This window comes from Romboutsia ilealis (assembly GCF_900015215.1).
GTDB lineage: Bacteria > Bacillota > Clostridia > Peptostreptococcales > Peptostreptococcaceae > Romboutsia > Romboutsia ilealis.
The window spans coordinates 87,697-111,919 of sequence record NZ_LN555523.1; the positions used below are offsets into that span (position 1 = coordinate 87,697).

General features: G+C 32.8%; 16 protein-coding genes, 2 tRNA genes and 3 rRNA genes. 17 read left to right on the forward strand and 4 right to left on the reverse strand.

Features of this window, described 5'->3' with window-relative positions; all coding sequences use genetic code 11:
* Positions 1-11: 11 nt before the first annotated feature.
* Positions 12-134 (forward strand): hypothetical protein, encoded by a 123-nt coding sequence (locus CRIB_RS12680; protein WP_276705093.1) that lies wholly within the window; start codon positions 12-14, stop codon positions 132-134.
* Between the two features lie 152 nt (positions 135-286).
* Here the strand turns inward: CRIB_RS12680 and CRIB_RS00450 are convergent, their stop codons facing one another.
* A complete protein-coding gene (locus tag CRIB_RS00450; protein ID WP_180702637.1) occupies positions 287-478 on the reverse strand; it encodes a hypothetical protein in 192 nt (63 codons plus the stop codon).
* A gap of 366 nt (positions 479-844) precedes the next feature.
* On the opposite strand from CRIB_RS00450, the gene CRIB_RS00455 reads away from it, so the two are divergent.
* From CRIB_RS00455 to hprK, 9 genes are all read left to right on the forward strand, one after another.
* A 16S ribosomal RNA gene (locus CRIB_RS00455) occupies positions 845-2,349 on the forward strand.
* Between the two features lie 112 nt (positions 2,350-2,461).
* Positions 2,462-2,537 (forward strand) — tRNA-Ala (locus CRIB_RS00460).
* Between the two features lie 97 nt (positions 2,538-2,634).
* Positions 2,635-5,532 (forward strand): 23S ribosomal RNA (locus CRIB_RS00465).
* A 131-nt stretch (positions 5,533-5,663) separates the two neighbouring features.
* Positions 5,664-5,737: transfer RNA gene (locus tag CRIB_RS00470), tRNA-Gly, on the forward strand.
* Positions 5,738-5,752: 15 nt separating this feature from the next.
* Positions 5,753-5,869 (forward strand): 5S ribosomal RNA (rrf, locus tag CRIB_RS00475).
* The 16S, 23S and 5S rRNA genes sit together here with 2 tRNA genes alongside, the layout of an rRNA operon.
* A 439-nt stretch (positions 5,870-6,308) precedes the next feature.
* Positions 6,309-8,279 carry an excinuclease ABC subunit UvrB gene (uvrB, locus tag CRIB_RS00480; RefSeq protein ID WP_180702638.1) on the forward strand — a complete coding sequence of 657 codons (1,971 nt, stop codon included), beginning with the start codon at positions 6,309-6,311 and terminating at the stop codon, positions 8,277-8,279.
* Entirely contained in the window at positions 8,280-11,105 is a 2,826-nt protein-coding gene (uvrA, locus tag CRIB_RS00485) for an excinuclease ABC subunit UvrA (RefSeq protein WP_180702639.1), read from the forward strand. It begins immediately after the preceding gene.
* A gap of 361 nt (positions 11,106-11,466) precedes the next feature.
* Entirely contained in the window at positions 11,467-13,281 is a 1,815-nt protein-coding gene (gene uvrC, locus CRIB_RS00490) for an excinuclease ABC subunit UvrC (RefSeq protein WP_180702640.1), read from the forward strand.
* Between the two features lie 8 nt (positions 13,282-13,289).
* Positions 13,290-14,219 (forward strand): HPr(Ser) kinase/phosphatase, encoded by a 930-nt coding sequence (gene hprK, locus CRIB_RS00495; protein ID WP_180702641.1) that lies wholly within the window; start codon positions 13,290-13,292, stop codon positions 14,217-14,219.
* A gap of 229 nt (positions 14,220-14,448) precedes the next feature.
* Here the strand turns inward: hprK and CRIB_RS00500 are convergent, their stop codons facing one another.
* The 3 genes from CRIB_RS00500 to CRIB_RS00510 all read right to left on the reverse strand — a co-directional run bounded on the left by CRIB_RS00500 (position 14,449) and on the right by CRIB_RS00510 (position 17,706).
* Complete coding sequence (locus tag CRIB_RS00500; protein ID WP_180702642.1) at positions 14,449-14,949, reverse strand: NADH-quinone oxidoreductase subunit NuoE family protein; 501 nt, start codon at positions 14,947-14,949, stop codon at positions 14,449-14,451.
* A gap of 285 nt (positions 14,950-15,234) precedes the next feature.
* On the reverse strand, positions 15,235-16,716 hold the full coding sequence (gene cls, locus CRIB_RS00505) for a cardiolipin synthase (protein ID WP_180702643.1): 1,482 nt from the start codon (positions 16,714-16,716) through the stop codon (positions 15,235-15,237).
* Positions 16,717-16,836: 120 nt separating this feature from the next.
* The gene (locus CRIB_RS00510; RefSeq protein ID WP_180702644.1) at positions 16,837-17,706 is read right to left on the reverse strand and encodes a formate/nitrite transporter family protein; all 870 of its coding nucleotides are present in this window, start codon (positions 17,704-17,706) and stop codon (positions 16,837-16,839) included.
* A 270-nt stretch (positions 17,707-17,976) separates the two neighbouring features.
* On the opposite strand from CRIB_RS00510, the gene CRIB_RS00515 reads away from it, so the two are divergent.
* The 7 genes from CRIB_RS00515 to whiA all read left to right on the forward strand — a co-directional run bounded on the left by CRIB_RS00515 (position 17,977) and on the right by whiA (position 24,042).
* A complete protein-coding gene (locus tag CRIB_RS00515; RefSeq protein WP_180702645.1) occupies positions 17,977-18,759 on the forward strand; it encodes a formate/nitrite transporter family protein in 783 nt (260 codons plus the stop codon).
* A gap of 193 nt (positions 18,760-18,952) precedes the next feature.
* The gene (gene murB / locus CRIB_RS00520; RefSeq protein WP_180702646.1) at positions 18,953-19,867 is read left to right on the forward strand and encodes a UDP-N-acetylmuramate dehydrogenase; all 915 of its coding nucleotides are present in this window, start codon (positions 18,953-18,955) and stop codon (positions 19,865-19,867) included.
* 3 nt (positions 19,868-19,870) lie between these two features.
* On the forward strand, positions 19,871-20,584 hold the full coding sequence (locus CRIB_RS00525; RefSeq protein ID WP_180702647.1) for a PHP domain-containing protein: 714 nt from the start codon (positions 19,871-19,873) through the stop codon (positions 20,582-20,584).
* 18 nt (positions 20,585-20,602) lie between these two features.
* Complete coding sequence (gene rapZ / locus CRIB_RS00530) at positions 20,603-21,460, forward strand: RNase adapter RapZ (protein ID WP_180702648.1); 858 nt, start codon at positions 20,603-20,605, stop codon at positions 21,458-21,460.
* A 13-nt stretch (positions 21,461-21,473) separates the two neighbouring features.
* On the forward strand, positions 21,474-22,583 hold the full coding sequence (locus tag CRIB_RS00535) for a gluconeogenesis factor YvcK family protein (protein ID WP_180702649.1): 1,110 nt from the start codon (positions 21,474-21,476) through the stop codon (positions 22,581-22,583).
* A gap of 65 nt (positions 22,584-22,648) precedes the next feature.
* Entirely contained in the window at positions 22,649-23,074 is a 426-nt protein-coding gene (locus tag CRIB_RS00540) for an NUDIX hydrolase (protein ID WP_071119092.1), read from the forward strand.
* A gap of 17 nt (positions 23,075-23,091) precedes the next feature.
* Entirely contained in the window at positions 23,092-24,042 is a 951-nt protein-coding gene (gene whiA / locus CRIB_RS00545) for a DNA-binding protein WhiA (protein ID WP_180702650.1), read from the forward strand.
* The last annotated feature ends 181 nt before the right edge of the window (positions 24,043-24,223 follow it).

Here is a 24,223-nt window from a genome sequence, read left to right on the forward strand (position 1 = left end):
GAAGTGATTTTATGAGTAAATATATATCAAATGTTGTTAACTTTCAGGAATATAAAGATAAAAAGAATAAACAATTAGAATCAGATAGAGAAGAACTTTTGCAACTGATTAAGAAAATAGTTACAACTAAATAAAATAAAAAAATGCATTAGGAGATTCCTAATGCATTTTTATTAATATGATGAATTATCATCACATTAAGTCAATTCTCTTAAAAAATAGTTCATAAGTTTATGTCAATGTTACAGTAATAATAAATACAAAACTATTCAACATTAAATATTACTTAAGACATTTTTAAATCGTTAATATAGTTTTGAAATTGAGAAAATTCATTTTCATTTTCTAATTCTATTACTGTAGAGTTTTCATTTTCAAAATTTTTTAGATAAATAGTATGGTTATTTTCTAATTTATCATAATAAATGCATCTGTATCCATCTTCATATAAATTTTTTATAGTATTAAAGTCGGACATAACATCATCTCCTTATTAAAAAGATTATAATTTTATTATATTTTTTCACAATTTGAGTATAATATGTGTGATTTAAAAATGTATAAGTATAGCTAATAAAGAAAAAAATAAAAAAAATAGAAAAATTTTAAAAAAAGTATTGACCATACAAAAAAGTGATGATATATTAATAAGTGTCCAAGAGAGAGGACAAAAAAGAACTTTGAAAATTAAACAGTAGGTTAATTTATAGAATTGAAACTAAACAAACTAAGCCAGATATTCAGATAATGATTAGTCTGAGCAGGTAATCAAATTTATTTGAGCGACGGATGTATCTGAAGCGGTAGCGAAGATATAACGTTGGCGATATAAATTCGAAGAATTTATTTTGAGAGTTTGATCCTGGCTCAGGATGAACGCTGGCGGCGTGCCTAACACATGCAAGTTGAGCGATTTACTTCGGTAAAGAGCGGCGGACGGGTGAGTAACGCGTGGGTAACCTGCCCTGTACACACGGATAACATACCGAAAGGTATGCTAATACGAGATAAAATACTTTTATCGCATGGTAGAAGTATCAAAGCTTTTGCGGTACAGGATGGACCCGCGTCTGATTAGCTAGTTGGTAAGGTAACGGCTTACCAAGGCGACGATCAGTAGCCGACCTGAGAGGGTGATCGGCCACATTGGAACTGAGACACGGTCCAAACTCCTACGGGAGGCAGCAGTGGGGAATATTGCACAATGGGCGAAAGCCTGATGCAGCAACGCCGCGTGAGCGATGAAGGCCTTCGGGTCGTAAAGCTCTGTCCTCAAGGAAGATAATGACGGTACTTGAGGAGGAAGCCCCGGCTAACTACGTGCCAGCAGCCGCGGTAATACGTAGGGGGCTAGCGTTATCCGGAATTACTGGGCGTAAAGGGTGCGTAGGTGGTTTCTTAAGTCAGAGGTGAAAGGCTACGGCTCAACCGTAGTAAGCCTTTGAAACTGGGGAACTTGAGTGCAGGAGAGGAGAGTGGAATTCCTAGTGTAGCGGTGAAATGCGTAGATATTAGGAGGAACACCAGTTGCGAAGGCGGCTCTCTGGACTGTAACTGACACTGAGGCACGAAAGCGTGGGGAGCAAACAGGATTAGATACCCTGGTAGTCCACGCCGTAAACGATGAGTACTAGCTGTCGGAGGTTACCCCCTTCGGTGGCGCAGCTAACGCATTAAGTACTCCGCCTGGGAAGTACGCTCGCAAGAGTGAAACTCAAAGGAATTGACGGGGACCCGCACAAGTAGCGGAGCATGTGGTTTAATTCGAAGCAACGCGAAGAACCTTACCTAAGCTTGACATCCTTTTGACCGATGCCTAATCGCATCTTTCCCTTCGGGGACAGAAGTGACAGGTGGTGCATGGTTGTCGTCAGCTCGTGTCGTGAGATGTTGGGTTAAGTCCCGCAACGAGCGCAACCCTTGCCTTTAGTTGCCAGCATTAAGTTGGGCACTCTAGAGGGACTGCCAGGGATAACCTGGAGGAAGGTGGGGATGACGTCAAATCATCATGCCCCTTATGCTTAGGGCTACACACGTGCTACAATGGGTGGTACAGAGGGCAGCCAAGTCGTGAGGCGGAGCTAATCCCTTAAAGCCATTCTCAGTTCGGATTGTAGGCTGAAACTCGCCTACATGAAGCTGGAGTTACTAGTAATCGCAGATCAGAATGCTGCGGTGAATGCGTTCCCGGGTCTTGTACACACCGCCCGTCACACCACGGAAGTTGGGGGCGCCCGAAGCCACTTAGCTAACCCTTTTGGGAAGCGAGTGTCGAAGGTGAAATCAATAACTGGGGTGAAGTCGTAACAAGGTAGCCGTATCGGAAGGTGCGGCTGGATCACCTCCTTTCTAAGGAGAATTACCTACTGTTTAATTTTGAGGGTTCTTAATAAAAATTAAAAACTCTATTGACAATCTTCGACATATACTATAAAATGTATATCGTTGTAAAAATAAATATGGGGGTGTAGCTCAGCTGGGAGAGCACTTGCCTTGCACGCAAGGGGTCAGGAGTTCGATCCTCCTCATCTCCACCATGTTTGTACTTTGAAAACTGCATAACATTTAGTGATATGACATCATTTTAAACATATATAGACAAGAAAAGTCTTTAAAATTACACTTTTAATAACTGGTCAAGTTATTAAGGGTGCAGGGCGGATGCCTTGGCACTAGGAGCCGATGAAGGACGTGATAAGCTGCGATAAGCTTCGGGGAGTTGCACGTAAACTTTGATCCGAAGATTTCCGAATGAGGAAACTCACTTAGAGTAATGTCTAAGTATCGTTAAGTGAATACATAGCTTAGCGAGGGGAACCCGGGGAACTGAAACATCTAAGTACCCGGAGGAAGAGAAAGAAATTCGATTCCGTAAGTAGCGGCGAGCGAACGCGGAACAGGCCAAACCAATGAAGTTTACTTCGTTGGGGTTGCGGACATACAACATGGATGCAATATCGTAAATGAAGAGAGTTGGAAAGCTCCGCCATAGAAGGTAATAGCCCTGTAGTTGAAACGAGAAAGCTACTAGTATGATCCAGAGTACCACGGGACACGTGAAACCCTGTGGGAAGCAGGAGGGACCATCCTCCAAGCCTAAATACTACCTAGTGACCGATAGCGCATAGTACCGTGAGGGAAAGGTGAAAAGAACCCCGGGAGGGGAGTGAAATAGAACCTGAAACCCTGTACTTACAAGCTGTGGGAGCACATTACTTGTGTGACCGCGTACTTTTTGTAGAACGGGCCAACGAGTTACGTTAAGTAGCAAGGTTAAGCACTTAAGGTGTGGAGCCGTAGCGAAAGCGAGTCTTAAATGGGCGATTAAGTTACTTGGCGTAGACCCGAAACCGGGCGACCTATCCATGAGCAGGTTGAAGCGAAAGTAAAATTTCGTGGAGGACCGAACCCACGAGCGTTGAAAAGCTCGGGGATGACTTGTGGATAGCGGTGAAATTCCAATCGAGCCCGGAGATAGCTGGTTCTCCCCGAAATAGCTTTAGGGCTAGCCTCAAGCGTAGAGAAACGGAGGTAGAGCACTGAATGTCCTAGGGGGTATTGCACTTACCGAAGACTATCAAACTCCGAATGCCGTTTTCTTTTACTTGGGAGTCAGACTGTGGGTGATAAGATTCATAGTCAAAAGGGCAACAGCCCAGATCGTCAGCTAAGGTCCCTAAATGTACGTTAAGTGGTAAAGGATGTGGGATTGCACAGACAACCAGGATGTTGGCTTAGAAGCAGCCACTCATTTAAAGAGTGCGTAATAGCTCACTGGTCGAGTGATCCTGCGCCGAAAATTTCCGGGGCTAAAACGTACTACCGAAGCTACGGCATCAATTATGATGGGTAGGGGAGCTTCGTATGCAGGCTGAAGCATGACCGTAAGGACATGTGGACAGTATACGAGTGAGAATGTTGGCATGAGTAGCGAGACGTGGGTGAGAATCCCACGGGCCGTAAACCCAAGGTTTCCAGGGGAAGGTTCGTCCGCCCTGGGTTAGTCGGGACCTAAGCCGAGGCCGAAAGGCGTAGGTGATGGACAACAGGTTGATATTCCTGTACCGCCAATAAGCGTTTGAGAGATGGAGTGACACAGTAGGATAAGCTAACCGTACTGTTGGTTATGTACGGCTAAGCATTGAGGCAGTCTAAATAGGCAAATCCGTTTAGACAATGCTAGGATGTGATGGGGAAGCCCTTCGGGGCGAAGTAGCTGATTTCACACTGTCAAGAAAAGCTTCTATCGAGTTTAAAGGCGCCCGTACCGTAAACCGACACAGGTGGGTGAGGAGAGTATCCTAAGGCCAGCGAGAGAACTATTGTTAAGGAACTCGGCAAAATGACCCCGTAACTTAGGGAGAAGGGGTGCCTGTCTATGACAGGCCGCAGAGAATAGGCCCAAGCGACTGTTTACCAAAAACACAGGTTTCTGCTAAGTCGCAAGACGATGTATAGGAGCTGACGCCTGCCCGGTGCTGGAAGGTTAAGGGGATCTGTTAGAGCAATCGAAGCAGTGAACTTAAGCCCCAGTAAACGGCGGCCGTAACTATAACGGTCCTAAGGTAGCGAAATTCCTTGTCGGGTAAGTTCCGACCCGCACGAAAGGCGTAACGATTTGGGCACTGTCTCAACAATAGACTCGGTGAAATTGTAATCCCGGTGAAGATGCCGGGTACCTGCGACAGGACGGAAAGACCCCATGGAGCTTTACTGTAGCTTGACGTTGGGTCTTGGTACTACATGTACAGGATAGGTGGGAGACTAAGAAGCATGGACGCCAGTCTGTGTGGAGTCAACCTTGGGATACCACCCTTGTAGTACTGGGATCCTAACCATAGGCCTTGAATCAGGTCTTGGAACACCGTCAGGTGGGCAGTTTGACTGGGGCGGTCGCCTCCTAAAAAGTAACGGAGGCGCTCAAAGGTTTCCTCAGCACGGTCGGAAATCGTGCGAAGAGTGTAAAGGCAAAAGGAAGCTTGATTGCAAGACATACAGGTCGAGCAAGGACGAAAGTCGGACTTAGTGATCCGGTGGTACCGCATGGAAGGGCCATCGCTCAACGGATAAAAGCTACCCTGGGGATAACAGGCTTATCTCCCCCAAGAGTCCACATCGACGGGGAGGTTTGGCACCTCGATGTCGGCTCATCACATCCTGGGGCTGTAGTAGGTCCCAAGGGTTGGGCTGTTCGCCCATTAAAGTGGTACGCGAGCTGGGTTCAGAACGTCGTGAGACAGTTCGGTCCCTATCCGTCGCAGGCGTAGGAAATTTGAGAAGACCTGTCCTTAGTACGAGAGGACCGGGATGGACGTACCTCTGGTATACCAGTTGTTCTGCCAAGGGCATGGCTGGGTAGCTATGTACGGAATGGATAAGCGCTGAAAGCATCTAAGCGCGAAGCCAACTTCAAGATAAGATTTCCCACCGTAAGGGTAAGACCCCAGGAAGACTACCTGGTTGATAGGTCGAAGGTGTAAGTGCAGTAATGTATTTAGCTTATCGATACTAATAGGTCGAGGACTTGACCAAAATAAACCTAAAGGTTTATATCGCCAACCAAATCATTATTAAAATATTAATAAGGAAGATTTCGGTTGCTAAAATAAAATGATAAATCTTAAATGATATGCAGTTTTCAGAGTACCAACTCTAAAACTTATGCGGGTGTAGCTCAATGGTAGAGTTCCGGCCTTCCAAGCCGGCTGTGAGGGTTCGATCCCCTTCACCCGCTCCAACTTAAATAAGATTATGTGGTTATTATAGCAAAGAGGATACACCTGTTCCCATACCGAACACAGAAGTTAAGCTCTTTAGCGGCAATGGTACTTGGTGGGCGACCGCCTGGGAGAGTAGCACGTAGCCACGTAATCTTTTTTTATTTTATAATATTAGATGTGTATGATTTATAATCTGATAATTATTTTGAGCAATACATGTACCCGTAGTGGGAGTAAGGATATATAATTAGAGAAATGAATGAGTTCATTGATACATTGCTCAAGCGAAGCAAAATTTTTATAAATTTATGTATATAATTCAGGAGATTGGAAATAATTATATTGTAAAACTTAATAATAAATTACTCAATCTCCCCCATTTAAAAAGACCTCTATTTTATAGAGGTCTTTAATTTTATATTATGAATAAAGAAATATAATAAGATTCAAAGTAACTTATATTGGGTAAAATATGTAAAAATATTTATATATAAAAAATTAAATATATTGACGATAATATGAGAAAAATGAATTTTATGATATAATTACATTTATTAGAAAATATGTTCGAATGAAGGAGTGAGATACTTGGATTTTGAATTGAAGTCAGATTTTAAACCTACGGGAGATCAGCCACAAGCTATAAAATCTATAGTAAGTGCTATAAATAATAATGAAAAATATTCTACATTATTAGGAGTTACAGGATCAGGAAAAACATTTACAATGGCAAATATAATACAAGAAGTAAAAATGCCAACTTTGATACTTGCTCATAATAAAACTTTAGCAGCTCAACTTTATAGTGAGTTTAAGGAATTCTTTCCAGACAACGCAGTTGAATATTTTGTAAGCTATTACGATTATTATCAACCAGAAGCATATGTTGCTCATAGTGATACATATATAGAAAAAGATGCAAGTATAAATGATGAAATTGATAAGCTACGTCATTCAGCAACCGCAGCAATACTAGAAAGAGATGATGTAATAATAATATCATCTGTGTCTTGTATATATGGCTTAGGGGATCCAGAGGATTATAGAAAGCTTATGCTATCATTAAGGCCAGGAATGGAAAGGGATAGAGATGATATTATAAAGAAATTAATAGAAATACAATATGAAAGAAATGATATAAATTTTACGCGTGGTACTTTCAGAGTAAGGGGAGATATATTAGAGATATTTCCAGCTAGTAATGATGAAAGAGCTATAAGAATTGAATTTTTTGGTGATGAAATAGATAGAATAACTGAAATAGATTATGTAACAGGAAAGATTGTAGGAACTAGAAATCATGTTGTTATTTTCCCTGCATCTCACTATGTAACAACTCCAGAGAGAGTTGAAAAAGCTGTTATTGAAATAGAAAAAGAGTTAGAGGAGAGAGTAAAAGCATTTAAAGATGATGATAAGCTATTAGAAGCTCAAAGAATAGAGCAGAGAACTAAATATGATATAGAAATGCTTAAAGAAATAGGATTCTGCCAAGGTATAGAAAATTATTCAAGACATATAACAGGAAGAAAACCAGGAGAGAAGCCATATACATTAATGGACTTCTTCCCAGATGATTATTTAATAATAATAGATGAATCACATGTAACGGTTCCTCAAGTTAGGGGCATGTATGCAGGAGATAAATCAAGAAAAGCATCGCTTATAGATAATGGATTTAGATTACCTTCTGCTTATGATAACAGACCATTAAATTTTGATGAATTTGAAGAGAATATTAATCAAATACTATTTGTAACGGCTACACCAGGAGCTTATGAACTAGAGCACTCAACAACTATAGCAGAGCAGATAATAAGGCCAACGGGATTACTTGACCCTATTGTTGAGGTTAGACCTATAAATAATCAAATAGATGACTTAGTAGTTGAGATAAACAAGGTAATAGAAAAAGATGAAAGAGTTTTAATAACTACTCTTACTAAAAAAATGAGTGAAGATTTAACTAATTATTTAAAAGAAATAGGAATTAAGGTCAAGTATTTACATTCAGATATAGATACTTTAGAAAGAGTAGAAATAATAAGAGATTTAAGACTTGGAAAGTTTGATGTATTAGTAGGTATAAACTTACTTAGAGAAGGTCTAGATATACCAGAGGTTTCTTTAGTTGCCATACTTGATGCAGATAAAGAAGGATTTTTACGTTCTGAGACGTCTTTGATACAAACAATTGGTAGAGCAGCAAGAAATTCAGAGGGTAAGGTTATAATGTATGCAGATAAGATAACTAGATCGATGGAAAGTGCTATAACTGAGACAAAGAGAAGAAGAGAAATACAGATGCTATACAATGAAGAGCATAATATAACACCTACAACTATTAAGAAAAAAGTAAGAGATGCAATAGAAGCTACTGTAGTGGCAGATGAAGAAACTATTTATGGAATAAAAGAGACAAACAATATAGATGAGATCAAAGAAAATATAGCAGCACTTCAAGCTGAAATGATAGAAGCTGCACAAAATCTACAATTTGAGAGAGCAGCAGAGCTTAGAGATAAAATAAAGCAACTTGAGGAAAGGATAAATAATTAGATGGAAGATAAAATCATAATAAAAGGTGCAAAAGAGCACAATCTAAAAAACGTAGACCTAGAACTTCCAAGAAATAAATTTATAGTATTTACCGGACTATCAGGTTCTGGTAAGTCATCATTAGCATTTGATACTATATATGCAGAAGGACAAAGAAGATATGTAGAGAGTTTATCTGCATATGCTAGACAGTTTTTAGGACAAATGGAGAAACCAAATGTGGAATATATAGAAGGATTATCTCCGGCTATATCTATAGACCAAAAGACAACATCTAAAAATCCACGTTCAACAGTAGGTACTGTTACAGAGATTTATGACTACTTAAGATTATTATTTGCTAGAGTAGGGGAAGTACACTGCTCTGTATGTGGAGAAAAAATAAGTCAAATGACTATACAAGAAATCGTAGATAAGATGATGGAGTTTCCTGAAAGAACAAAATTACAAATACTATCTCCAGTAGTAAGGGGGCAAAAGGGAACTCATAAAAAATTAATTGAAAACATCAAAAAAGAAGGCTTTGTTAGAATAAGAGTAAATGGAGAAAATTACGAAGTTACTGATGATATAGATTTAAGTAAAAATAAAAAGCATAATATAGAAGTTGTTGTAGATAGAATAGTAATAAAAGATGGTATAGAATCTAGACTTACAGATTCTATAGAAACTGCAGTTAAATTATCTGATGGACTTGTTATAGCTCAAATAATAGATGGAGAAGAAATACTTTATTCTACTAAATTTGCATGTCCAGAGCATGGAGTAGGAATAGAAGAATTATCTCCAAGAATGTTCTCATTCAATGCTCCATTTGGAGCTTGTGAGACTTGTAATGGACTTGGTGAAAGTAAGGAAGTTGATCCTAATTTAGTAATACCAAACAAAGACCTATCCATAAAACAAGGTGCAATAGCAGCATGGGGTTCAGTAGGAGTAAATGATGATACATATTATAGTAAAATGGTTCAAAGTTTAGCAAATCATTTTGGTGTATCAATAGAAACTCCAGTAAAGGATTTACCTGAAGAATTTGTACAAGAACTACTTTATGGAACTAATAACACTATTGTACAATTTGTATATGAATCAAAATATGGTGGTAGAAGAGAATATCAAGCATATTTTGAAGGTGTTATACCTAATCTAACTAGAAGATATAATGAAACTAACTCAGAACATGCTAGAGATAAAATTGAAGAGTTCATGTCAGAAACTCCATGTCCAAAGTGTAAGGGAGCAAGGCTTAAAAAAGAGGTATTATCAGTTTTAGTAGATGGAAAAAATATAATGGATGTTACTGATTTTTCTGTTAATGAGCTTGTAGAATATATAGAAAACATAAACCTAAACGAAAAGCAAAAGTTTATAGCACATGAAATATTAAAAGAAATAAGAGGAAGAGCAATTTTCCTAAGAGACGTTGGTTTAGATTACTTAAATTTATCAAGAAAAGCAGGAACATTATCAGGAGGAGAAGCGCAGCGTATAAGGCTTGCCACTCAAATTGGTTCGGCTCTTGTTGGAGTTTTATATGTACTTGATGAGCCGAGTATAGGTCTTCATCAAAGAGATAATGACAGGCTTATAAAGACACTAAGACATTTAACTGATATTGGAAATACTCTTATAGTTGTAGAACATGATGAAGATACAATGAGAGAATGTGATTATATAGTTGATATTGGGCCAGGTGCAGGAGTTCATGGAGGACAAATAGTTGCTCAAGGAACTTTAGATGAAATATTAGATAATCCAAACTCTATAACAGGTCAATATTTAAGTGGAAAAAAAGAAATACACATACCAAAAACGACTAGAGAAGGAAATGGAAACTTTATAGAAATAGTTAAAGCAAATGAAAATAACTTAAAAAATATAAATGTAAAATTCCCTCTAGGTAAATTTACTTGTATAACTGGAGTGTCAGGGTCAGGGAAAAGTACATTAATAAATGATATATTATATAAAGGTATAGCAAGTAAAATAAATAGACTTAGAGATAGACCAGGAAAACATAAAGAAATAAAAGGTATAGATAATATAGATAAAATAATCAATATAGACCAAAGTCCAATAGGAAGAACGCCTCGTTCTAATCCAGCAACATATACTGGTGTATTTGATATGATAAGAGATTTATTTGCATCAACTAATGAAGCAAAAGCTAGAGGATATCAAAAAGGTAGATTTAGCTTCAATGTAAAAGGTGGTAGATGTGAAGCTTGTAAAGGCGATGGTATAATAAAAATAGAAATGCACTTCTTACCAGATGTTTATGTACCTTGTGAAGTGTGTAAAGGAGAAAGATATAATAGAGAAACTTTACAAGTTAAATATAAGGATAAAACAATAGCAGATGTATTAGATATGAATGTAGAAGAGGCTCTTAAATTCTTTGAAAATATACCTAATATAAAGAGAAAATTAGAAACATTAATGGATGTTGGACTTTCATATATTAAGTTAGGACAACCATCAACTCAGCTATCAGGAGGAGAAGCACAAAGAATAAAACTAGCTACAGAACTTAGTAAAAGACCAACAGGAAAGACTTTATATATATTAGATGAACCAACAACAGGTCTTCATATGGCTGATGTAGATAAGTTAATTCAAGTTCTTCAAAAATTAGCTGATACAGGAAATAGTATAGTAGTTATAGAACATAACTTAGATGTAATAAAGACTTGTGACTATATAATTGATTTAGGTCCAGAGGGTGGAGATAAAGGCGGTAAGATAGTTGCTACTGGAACTCCAGAAGAAGTTTCTAAGGTTGAAGGTTCTTATACAGGAAAGTTCTTAAAGAAATATTTTGAATAGATTTAAAAATCCATATCTATTAATTGGATATGGATTTTATTTAAAATAAAAGTTCAACCTGAGGTAGCTTAAAGTTGGTGAACTTCAGATGATGGTTAAGTAGATATAACTATATTAAGTTCTGATTATGTTGATAAGTAGAAAGATAGTAAAGTATTTCATACTAGACATGTATCAAGTATATTCATGTTATATATAAATCATGGAAATAATAAATAACAAGTAAATAGAAGAGATACCTTAAATATAATAAATGTATTTGAAGTATCTCTTTATTTCGTTTTTATACAATTATATTTTATAAATTACAGATAATTATGGGTATAATTAAGATATAACTATAATATTGGAGGTAAAATAATTGTTTGACATACAGGAACATTTAAAGCAGCTACCAGCAGAGCCTGGAGTTTACTTAATGAAAGATAAATTTGACAATATAATATATGTAGGGAAAGCAAAAGTATTAAAAAATAGAGTTAGACAATACTTTCAATCTTCAAAAAATCATTCATCTAAAGTAAAATCTATGGTAAAAAATATTGATAAATTTGAATATATAATTACAGACTCAGAATTAGAAGCACTAATATTAGAATGTAACTTAATAAAAAAATATAAGCCAAAGTATAATGTTTTACTACGAGATGATAAAACTTATCCATATATAAAGATAACAACTAATGAAGACTTTCCAAGAGTATTAAAGGTTAGAAAAGTTATAAAAGACAAAGCTAAATATTTTGGGCCTTATACTAATACAACAGCAGTCAATGATACATTAGATATAATAAAAAATACATATCCCATAAGAACTTGTAATGTAGATATAGAAAGAGCTATAAAAACTAATATGAGGCCTTGTTTAAACTTACATATAAAAAGATGTGTAGGGCCTTGCACAGGGAATATTACTAAAGAAGAGTACAATAAAATGATAGAAGAAATAATACTATTTCTATCTGGAAAAGAAGAAAAGTTAATTGATATATTAAAAGAAAAAATGAATAAATGTGCAATGGACTTTAATTTTGAAGAAGCAGCAATATACAGAGATAAAATAAAGAGCCTAGAAGATATGATGGAAAAGCAAAAAATAGATACATCTACATCAGACTTAAATCAAGATGTTATTGCAATGGCAAGAGCACATGACGAAGCTTGTGTTCAAGTTTTCTTTGTAAGGAATGGAAAAATAGTAGGGAGAGAGCATTTTATATTAGAAGGGGTTATGGATAGTACAAGAGAATCAATACTTGGATCATTTGTTAAGCAATTTTATATGGAACAAGAATATGTGCCTAAGGAAATAATAATAGAAGATGAAATAGAAGATAGTTTTATATTATCAGAATGGTTATCTTCAAAAAAAGGTCAAAAGGTAATTATAAGAGTACCTCAGAAGGGTGAAAAGAAAAGCTTAATTGAAATGGTAAGAAAAAATGCGATAGAATATTTAGAAAAGTTTTCAGATATGAATAAAAGAAAGTATGAAAAGAGTATAGGTGCATTAGAAGAATTAAAGCAAATATTAAACCTAGACAATATACCAAATAGGATAGAATCTTTTGATATATCAAATATTCAAGGGGTAGATTCTATTGGATCTATGGTTGTATTTACAAATGGTAAAAAAGATAAAAAAGAATATAGAAGATATAAAATAAAAACTGTAATAGGTCCTAATGATTATGATTCTATGGCCGAGATAGTTGAAAGAAGATTAAAATATGGAGATTTTCCAGATTTAATGTTATTAGATGGAGGAAAAGGTCAGGTTAGTGCTGTAAAAAAGGTTTTAAATAAGTATAATGTAGAAATACCTCTTTGGGGAATGTATAAAGACGATAAACATAGAACAAAGGGACTTATTTCCCAGGAAAAGGAGATAGAACTAGATAGAACTTCTAATTTGTATAGATTTGTCGCAAGTATTCAAGAAGAAGTACATAATTATGCTATATCCTATCATAGAAGTCTTAGAAACAAATCTTTGACAAAATCTGAATTAGATGATATACAAGGTATAGGGGAAAAAAGAAAAAAGGCACTATTAAATCATTTTAAAGATATAGAAGCTATAAAAAAAGCAACCTTTGAAGAATTATTAGAGGTAGAAGGCATGAATAAAGCATCTAGTGAAAGTGTTTATAAATATTTTAGAAAGGGAAAGTAAAATAAGACATGAGTTCAAGTGAAAGAGTATCTATAAGAGAGATAGTAAGAGACTTAGATTTAAAAGTAGTATATATGCCTGAGAATAAAGATTATTACGTTTATTCTCAAGATATAAATAGACCTGGCTTGCAATTTGCAGGATATTTTGAAGATTTTGCTTATGAAAGAATACAAATAGTCGGCAAAACAGAGTATAACTATTTTAGTTATATAGATGAGCAAAAAAGAAGAGAAGTATTAGATAAGTTTTTTGCATATGAAATACCTGTATTAATAGTATCTAGAAATTTAGAAGTAAAACCAGATGTTATAGAATTTGCAAAAAAATATGATAGAATAGTATTAAGTACAAAAAGAAATACAACAAGACTTGTAAATAGATTATCAAATTATTTAGATAACAAACTAGCTCCTCAGACTACAATACATGGGGTTTTAGTTGATATATATGGCATTGGCGTACTTATAAAAGGTGAGAGTAGTATAGGAAAATCTGAAACTGCATTAGAGTTAATTCAAAGAGGTCATAGACTTGTTGCTGACGATGCTGTGGAAATTAGAAAATTAGATGATAGTATGTTAGTTGGTCAAGCTCCAGAGTTATTAAGACACTTTATGGAGATTAGAGGGCTTGGAATTATAGATGTAAAGAGTTTATATGGAGTAGGCGCAACTAAAACATCTAAAATGATAGATTTAGTTATTAATCTAGAAGGTTGGGATGAAAATAAATACTATGATAGATTAGGGCTAGATAGAGAATATGAGCAAATATTGGGTGTAAATATAGAAAAGCTTGTAGTTCCTGTTAAACCAGGAAGAAATACATCTATGGTTTTAGAGGTTGCAGCTATGAATTATAGACAAAGAGGCATGGGTTATGATTCTGCACATGAATTTACTAAAAAGTTATCTCAGTTAATAGATAATAAATAAAATTTGTTTGATTTGAGCTATTGTATGGAATAAATAAAGCCTCTAAATTTTGAATTATTCATTTAGAGGCTTTTATATTAATTTTTTTATATTCGATTTATTGTGATTTTTCGTATATACGAATATAAATGGTTAAGTTTTAACATATCAGTAAAATCTTTTAATTAGATTTATTTTATTCATAATTTTTACCCCTTAACTGCTTAAAAATTTAATAGAAAATTTAAATTTATATAGTGGTATTTTCTAATGATTTATAATAATCTAAAACATCATTAACTTGCTCTGGCTTGAATTGACCATATACTTTACTGTTTACCACCACAACCGGTGCAAGTCCACATGCTCCAACACATCTTAATCCATCTAATGAGAATAAAAGATCCTTAGAAGTTTGACCAGCCTTTATTCCAAGTTGTTTTTCAAATTCATATAGTATTTTATCTGCCCCTTTAGCAAAGCAAACTGCCCCTAAACACACACTTATTTTATATTTTCCTTTAGGTTCAGTAGTGAAATAAGAATAAAAGTTTACAATGCTATAAACTTTAGCTGATGCAATATTTAATCTTTTAGAAATATAAAGTTGAACTTCTTTAGGAAGATATCCAAATATACCTTGTGCATGATGTAATACTTGAATTAAAGAACTATCTTTATTTTCAAGAGAATCAATAAAAGTATCTAGTTGATCGAATAATTGTTTGTTATGTAAGTAGAAATCATACATATAAATCCTCCTTTTAAATTTTAAATTAATTTTAATCATTATCTTAATGCAATAAAAATAGATTAAAATTTTATGAGTACATATAAATTTAAGACTAAAAATATGAAATATTATATGATAAAGTTGAAATGCTTATTGTTAGATTTAAGAATTCATTTTTAACTAAAATATTATAGTATATAAAATTAAATATACAAAATTCAACAAACTAATATAAAAAAATAACAATAAAGGGAAAACTAAAAAAATAATAATACTTTAAAAGTAAATCCCTTATTATTGATTTTATAGTATAGGAGAAAGTAATCTAGATATAGATTCTTTAAGCCTCATATAACGAGATCTAGAATTATATGTATCTAATGTTATTTCCTTAGATTTTAAAATATCATTTTCAAATATAGCTCTTTGTTTCTTTGCGACCTGTGAAGAATACATAAATGCATTTATTTCAAAATTAAGTTCAAAACTTCTAATATCAAAATTTGCAGTTCCGATAGAACATACGCAGTCATCTACAACTATAGTCTTAGCATGTAGAAATGCATTGTGATCATAATTAAAAAGTTTAGCACCATACTTCAGAAGTTCACCTGCATATGAAGAGGATGCCCAATAAACAAAAGGATGATCAGGTTTAGACGGAATCATTATTCTTACATCGACACCTGAAAAACAAGCTATTTTTAATGCATCTGTAAGGGTTTTATCTAAGATAAAGTAAGGGGTCTGTATATAAATGTATTTTTTGGCTTTTTGTATCATTTTTATATAACCATACTTAATCTCATCTAATTCAGTACTATCAGGACCACTAGATACTATTTGCATACCTATATTTTTACATGCATCAGAATTAGATAATCTTACAGTTTTATTTTCAAAGTATTTATCTAAATCTAAGTCTTCTTTAGTTGTATATCTCCAATCTAGTATAAATCGTATATTAAGATCTTTAACAGAATCTCCAGTAATTTTTAAGTGCGTATCTCTCCAATATCCAAACTTAGGATCTTTACCTAGGTATTCATCTCCTATATTATTTCCACCAATAAATCCAACTTTGCTATCTATTACAACTATCTTTCGGTGATTTCTGTAGTTAAGGTTAAAGTTTATAATTTTCATAAAAGAAGGGAAAAATGCACCAACTTTTACACCTGCTTTTTTTAATTTGTGGATAGATTTATCACTTAATAATCTACTACCTACAGCATCGTATAATAGTCTAACTTCAACACCATTTTGAACTTTATCTATTAAGATATCTATTATTTTATTTCCTATTTCATCATCTTTAAAAATATAAAATTGTATATTTATATGATGTTTAGCTTTTTTTAACTCATCTAATAACGACTCAAAGAAGTCATTTGGTTCAGGGAAAAGTTCTACATCATTATTAGTTGTAAAGTGAGAATTATTTGAATTAGCCAAAGCATATATCATATCTTTATACTCAATTAAATTTGGTTCTAGATTATCATTACGATCTAATTTAATTTGAGTATCTATTATATTTTCCTTTAAAATTTTATCTTCAGTTTCTTTAATTTTAAACATATTATTTTTAGAAATACCTCTACCGAAGGATATATATAATATACAACCTATAGCTGGAGCGGTTAGTAAAACAAGAACCCATGCAACAGTAGCTTCAGTACTCCTTTTTTCCCTAAAAATTAAATTTATAATTGATAAGAAATTGATTATATGTATCATGGTAACTAAAATTTCATACCAAGATTCTTTAATAAAGTTATGCATAATTAAAACCTCCATTCACCTAGCTTATTATATAGTATAAATATTAACTCAATATAAATAAAGAGGTTGGACTAATATTTTAGAACAACCTCTTTATTTATATTATATTTGGTAAATAGACTATGCAGTCTTTTTTACATTAACAGAATCTTCTTTTTTATTAACGAATAAGAAGTAGTAAACTCCTGCAACAAATATTGCACCACCTAATATATTACCTATAGTAACAGGTATTAAATTGTTTATAAATATATTAGGTAAGTTTATAACAGAAGCATCAGCAACAGTTTTATGAGCTGCTTCTAAGAATGCAGGATTTGTTTTAGCGAATAAACCAGCAAATAAGTATCCCATGTTAGCAACACTATGCTCGTATCCAGCACATACGAATAAGAATATTCCGAAGAAACTAGTTAAAATTTTTCCAGGTACATCTTTAGCTCCATAAGTCATCCATACAGTAGCACATACAATCCAGTTACATAATAGACCAGAAGCTATAGCAGATACCCAACTGAATCCTAATTTACCGATAGCATTTTTTACTACAACACCACCATATAAACCATTACTCCAATCAAATACACCTGATAAACTTACAAGGTATGCTACTAAAACAGCACCACAAAGATTTCCGATCCAAACTAAAGCCCAGTTTTTAAAAGCTTGGCCCCAAGTTACTCTTTTCTTTAAAGCAGCAAGAGTTATTAATATGTTACCTGTAAATAAGTCTGCACCAGCTATTAGTACAAAAATAAGACCTGCAGGGAACATAAGACCTGCAACCATTTTACCTAAACCATAAGTATCAGGATTTGCTAATAAGTTGTAAGCTGCAGCAACTGATCCTAATGCACCGAATACTATATATGCACCAGCTAAGAATGCAGATGCTAGAACTTTTTTGTTTGGCGTAGTAGCCTTTTTAACACCAGCTTCAATAGTATATTCAGCTATTTCAGCAGGCATAAGCATTTTTTTATCTGCCATTTATAATTCCTCCTTAAAAATTTATTAATAAATATAAAATATTGACATATAATTTTTAAAATAATAGCAGCTAGTAATTTAGCAACAGTAACAATTATACACCAAAATGCACCTTTTGTATACATTAAACAAAAGAAGACAAAAACTTCTATATAGAGAAGAATATTTTTATGAATAAAGTGTACAGAGTATAATAGCCTGAAATATATAAATATTCAGTATAAAATAGACTATTTTTTTCTTAAAAGCTTATTATATTAGGAGGTATTTATGGATAAAAGATTCTTAACACCAGGGGAAGTAGCAAATGCTACTATAAATTCAGGTATAAAAAAAGCTAACCTAGATACAAATAGTTGTATATGGTTGGGTATACTTGCAGGAATTTTTATAGGCTTAGGAGGAGTAGGAAACATATTAGCAGCTCAAACACTAAATAATATAGATGCTGGTTTAGCTAGATTAGCTGGAGCTACAGTGTTTCCAGTAGGGCTTATATTAGTAGTTGTATGTGGAGCGGAGCTATTTACTGGTAATAACTTAATGACTTTAGCTGCTATGAATAAAAAGATAACACTATCAGAACTTTTTAGGAATTGGTTACTGGTATATATTGCAAATTTCATAGGTTCAATACTTTTAGCATTAGCAATTTTCTATGCAGGTATATTTACTGGTGATTCAGCAAATAATGCTATATTAATTGCTGAATCAAAAGCATCGCTTACCATTATGCAGGCTCTTATAAGGGGCATATTATGTAATATCATAGTTGTTTTAGCTATATGGATGGCAACAGCAGCACAAGATATAGTATCAAAATTATTTGCATCTTGGTTTCCGATAATGTTATTTGTGCTATGTGGGTTTGAGCATAGTGTTGCAAATATGTTTTTTATTCCAATGGGAATGTTATTAGGTGCGAATGTAACTATAGGTCAATTAATAACTAATTTAGTAGTTGTAACAATAGGAAATATAATAGGTGGTGCTATTTTAATTCCATGTATATATAATAAAGTATTTATAAAAAATCAGTTAATAAATAAGTAGCATTTAGTAAGTAAATATTTATATTAAAGAAAGTAAAGCGTTGATATAGTAATATCAACGCTTTTTTAATACTTTAAAACCTTTATATATTGTTATTTTTTTTTTAATACATTATTATATTAATTATATAAAAATAATATAGTATAAATGTGAGCGATAAACTAATAAATACTTTAGTTAGGGAGGAAATTTAATGAATAAGAAATATATATATGAATGTTTGTTAAATATAATAGATGAAGAAGATATAAAATTAGATGAGCCTATGAAAAAGCATATTTCTTTTAAAGTAGGAGGACCTGCAGATATATTAGTTAAACCTAGAACAGAAGAGCAAATAGCTAAAATTATAAAACTTTTAAAAGAAGAAAATGTACCTTATATTGTAATAGGTAACGGATCTAATCTTCTAGTGAAAGATGGTGGAATTAGAGGCGTAGTAATTGAAATATCAAATAATTTTAATGATTTTAATATAGATGGAAATATAGTAAATATACAATCAGGTGCATTACTTTCGTTCGTAGGAAAGGCTGCGCTAAGAGCTGAATTAAAAGGATTTGAATTTGCAGCGGGTATACCAGGAACTCTAGGAGGAGCGCTAGCCATGAATGCAGGAGCTTATGGAGGAGAAATGAAGGATATAGTTAAATCTGTTAGACTTATGGATACAGATGGAAATATACTTGATTTTACGAATGAACAAATGGAGTTTTGCTATAGAAAAAGTATACTTTCAAGAACAGATTATATAGTCTTATCTGCTCAAGTAGAGCTAGAAAAAGGAAATTATGATGAAATAAAAGCTACAATGGCTGATTTTACTCAAAGAAGAGTTACAAAGCAACCTTTAAGTTTACCAAGTGCAGGTAGTACATTTAAAAGACCAGAAGGTCATTTTGCAGCTAAATTAATAGATGATAGTGGATTAAGAGGACTTACATTAAGAGGTGCACAAGTTTCTGAAAAACATTGTGGATTTGTTGTAAATTTAGGGAATGCTAAAGCTAAGGATATTTTAGATTTAATGTATATAGTTAAAAGTACAGTAAAATCAAAGTATGGAATAACTTTAGAGGAAGAAGTCAAAATACTTGGAGAGGATTAATAAATGCAAATACTAGCAGATTATCATACTCATACTAAATATAGCCATGGAAAGGGAACTATAGAAGAGAATGTATTAGAGGCCATTTCTAAAGGCATTAAAATAATAGGAATATCTGACCATGGATATAAACATTTAGCATATGGAATAAAATTAAATGACATTTACAAGATGAGGGAAGAGATAGATAAATTAAATGAAAAATATTCAAACATAGAAATTCTTCTTGGTATGGAATGCAATATTTTAGATAGCTATGGAAATATAGACATAAATGATAAAATTATTGAAAATTGTGATTATATTATGGCTGGATATCATTTTGCATCTACACCAACATCGTTAAAAAGTATGTTAAATCACTGTAATAATTATATTATAAAAAATGAAATGGCTAAAGATTATAATACTAATGCGATAATAAATGCCATGAAAAATAATGACATATTTATAATAACTCATCCTGGAGATAAAGGTGATGTTTATATAGAAGAAATTGCAAAGGTAGCAAAAAATACAGATACAAGACTAGAGATAAATAGTAGTCATGGTTTTTTGAATAGTAATCAGTTAGTTAAAATAAAAGGTATAGGAAATAAATTTATCATAGGATCAGATGCTCATGTACCTCATAATGTAGGTAACTTTGATTTAGCTATGAAAATTATAAAAGAAGCAGGTGTTGATTTATCCTTAATAGAAAATATTAAAATATAGGTTAAAAGGGGGAATATTATGAAATTTGTAATTGTAACAGGACTATCAGGTTCAGGAAAAAGTGAAGCAATGAGAGCTTTAGAGGATATGGGTTTTTACTGTGTAGATAACTTGCCTCCTGCCTTAATAACTAAATTTGCAGAACTATGTTATCAACCTAATTCCAGTATAGATAAAGTTGCTTTAGGTATAGATATAAGAGGAAGAAAGTTCTTTGAAAAACTTTACGAAAGCTTAGCATATTTAGAAAAGGAAAATTATCAATATGAAATACTTTATCTAGACTGCTCGGATGATGTTTTATTAAAAAGATATAAGATGACAAGAAGAAATCATCCATTATCTAACAATATACAAATACCAGAAGGTATAAAAATGGAAAGAAAGATATTGGAGTCTTTAAGAGAAAAGGCAAGTTGTATAATAGATACAACAAATATGAAGCCTAAAAATTTAAAAGAGGAAATAGGAAAACTATATTCTATAGGTGATGATAATATTAAATTAATGATATCAGTAGTATCTTTTGGATTTAAACATGGAATACCATCTGACTGCGATCTAGTATTTGATGTTAGATTCTTACCTAATCCATATTATATTGAAGATTTAAGACCTAAGACTGGCGACGATCAAGATGTTAGAGATTATGTTATGAACTCTAAAATTAGTGAAGAGTTTTATGCAAAGCTTATTGATATGATACATTTTTTAGTGCCTCAATATGTTGAGGAAGGAAAGCAACATTTAGTAATAGGAATTGGATGCACAGGAGGAAGACATAGATCAGTTACTATATCAAATCTTATATACGATGATTTAGTTAACAATGGTTATAGAGTAATTAAAAAACACAGAGACTCTATGTTAAGGTAATATGGAGGAAAAAATGACAAGTATATTTATGGTCATAGGCATTGCAGGATGGATCGCTTTATTATTATCTATCTACATATATAAGAAAGCGAAGGATGAAAGATTAAAATCAATTACAATAGAAGAGCATGAAAAACTAGAACCTAAAATAGTAGTTATTGGAGGTGGAACAGGTCAATCTGTTTTCTTGAGAGGACTAAAAAAGAGAACTCGTAATATAACTGCAATTGTTACGGTTGCAGATGATGGAGGAGGATCTGGCGCACTTAGAGAAGATTTAGGAATGTTACCTCCTGGAGATATAAGAAACTGTTTATTAGCTTTAGCTAATATAGAACCAACCATGAGAGAAGTTATGCAATATAGGTTTACAGACGGCGCTTTAAAGGGTCAAAGCTTTGGAAATTTATTTTTAGCTGCGATGAATGGATTGTACGGAAATTTTGAAGTTGCATTATATAAAATGAGTCAAATATTTGCTATAACAGGAAAAGTTCTACCAGTAACTTTAAATGATATAAACTTGATAGCAGAATTAAAAAATGGGAAAATAGTAAAAGGTGAGTCTAGAATACCTAAAGAGGTTAAGGATGATAAAACTTCTATAGAAAGATTATATTTAGATGAACAAGATGCAGTTCCTTTAGATGAAGTAATTAACTCTATAGAAAATGCTGATATAATTATTATGGGTCCAGGAAGTTTATATACAAGCATAATACCTAATTTATTAGTAAAGGGAGTAGTTGATGCAATTGAAAAATCTAAAGCTCCTAAAGTGTATATATGTAATATAATGACTCAACCAGGAGAAACAGATGACCATAATGTTTTAGATCATGTCAATGCTATAGTAAAGCATACAAATAAAAATATAATAGATTATGTGATATCCAATAATGAAGTTTTGCCTAAAGAAATGATCGATAGATATCAAAAAGATGGAGCAAAACAAGTTATATTAGATGATAAACAAAGAAAAATATTAAAAGCTATGGGGGCAACAACTATAGAAGAAAATCTAATTGAAATAAAAAATAATTATATCAGACACGATGCGGGTCATATTTCAGATATAGTAATTAATTTGGCACTACGTCATGATAATGATAAAGATAAGTAAAAAAGGATTTTAAAGATTTATGTAGAAATTCTTATTATTATGTTAGTTTTAAGGAGTGAACATCTATGAGAGAAGAGGTTAGTGCCGGTGGTGTAGTTCTGTTTGGCAATGCTATACTTTTACTTAGAAAATTCAATGGAGATTGGGTTTTACCAAAGGGAAAGGTAGAAGAAGGAGAGAATAGACAAGAAGCAGCACTTAGAGAAGTACTGGAAGAAACAGGAGTAAAAGCGGATATATTAAAATACTTAGGAGAGATTCATTACACATTTAAAGAAAATTGGGATGAAAATAGAGCTGTTCATAAAACAGTTTTTTGGTATTTAATGCAAGCAAGAAATATGAATACAGTTCCACAAAAAGAAGAAGGATTCATTGATGCTAAGTTTATACACTTAGATAGAGTTGTTGATTTAGCTAGATATGATGACGAAAAAGAAATAATAAAAGTAGCCTTGCAAGAAATAAAAAAAAGGTTAAAAAAGAACTAGTAAAATAGGTGATAGATATGTCTTTTTCAGCTGAAACTAAAAATGAATTAGCAAGGGTTATATCTAATGATGATTATTGTAATATGACTGAATTAGCTGCAATAGTTAGATTAGCAGGAAGTATACAGATTACAGGTTATAGAAAACTGAATTTGAAGATTACTACAGAGTTAAACTCTATAGCAAGAAAAGTATTTAAATTACTTAAACAAAATTTTGGTATAAATACAACGATATCTGTAAATAAGAATCAGATGTTAAAACGAAATAATAGTTATGTTCTTATAGTAACAAGTGAAATGGGAGCAGAAAATCTACTAAGAGAGCTTGGAATATTGGAACCTGGGGACGGATTTTATACTGTAAATAAAGTTCCTGAAAACTTATTACAAAATGAAGAATGTATAAGGGCATTTATAAGAGGTGCATTTATAGGAGGCGGGTCTATAAGTGATCCTGGAAAAAACTATCATATGGAATTTGTAACCAACAATGAGGATTTTGCTAAATCTTTAAAAGACTTAATAAATAAATTAGGATTCAACTGTAAGGTAGTTTCGAGAAAAAATAACTTTGTAGTATATTTAAAAGAAAGTGAACAAATATCAGATTTACTTAGTATAATAGGCGCGCACAATGCTCTCTTAAGCCTACAAAATACGAAGATAGTAAAGGCCATGAGAAATAATGTAAATCGTATAGTTAATTGTGAAACTGCAAATCTTTCAAAAACTGTAAATGCATCTGTTAGGCAGATAGAAAATATTAAGCTTATCCAAGATACGATAGGTATAAGTAGTTTGCCAGAAAGTTTACAAGAAATAGCTAGAATTAGGTTAGAGTGTGAAGACATGACTTTAAAGGAATTAGGAGAAATGTTAGAACCTCCAATAGGTAAATCTGGAGTTAACCATAGACTAAGGAAAATAGAAGAGATAGCGAATAATTTAAGAAGTAAGCAAGAATAAATAAAAGGGGGATATATTGATATATCTCTCTTTTATTTTGAGTAATTAGATATTAAATAACTAATTTTATACTAAAACTATTTAAATATATGGTAAATAAAATATATTAAAATACTTGATTGATATGTTAATTAAATTTATATTTTATATCAATATGAGATATTTCATTGATACATCGCTC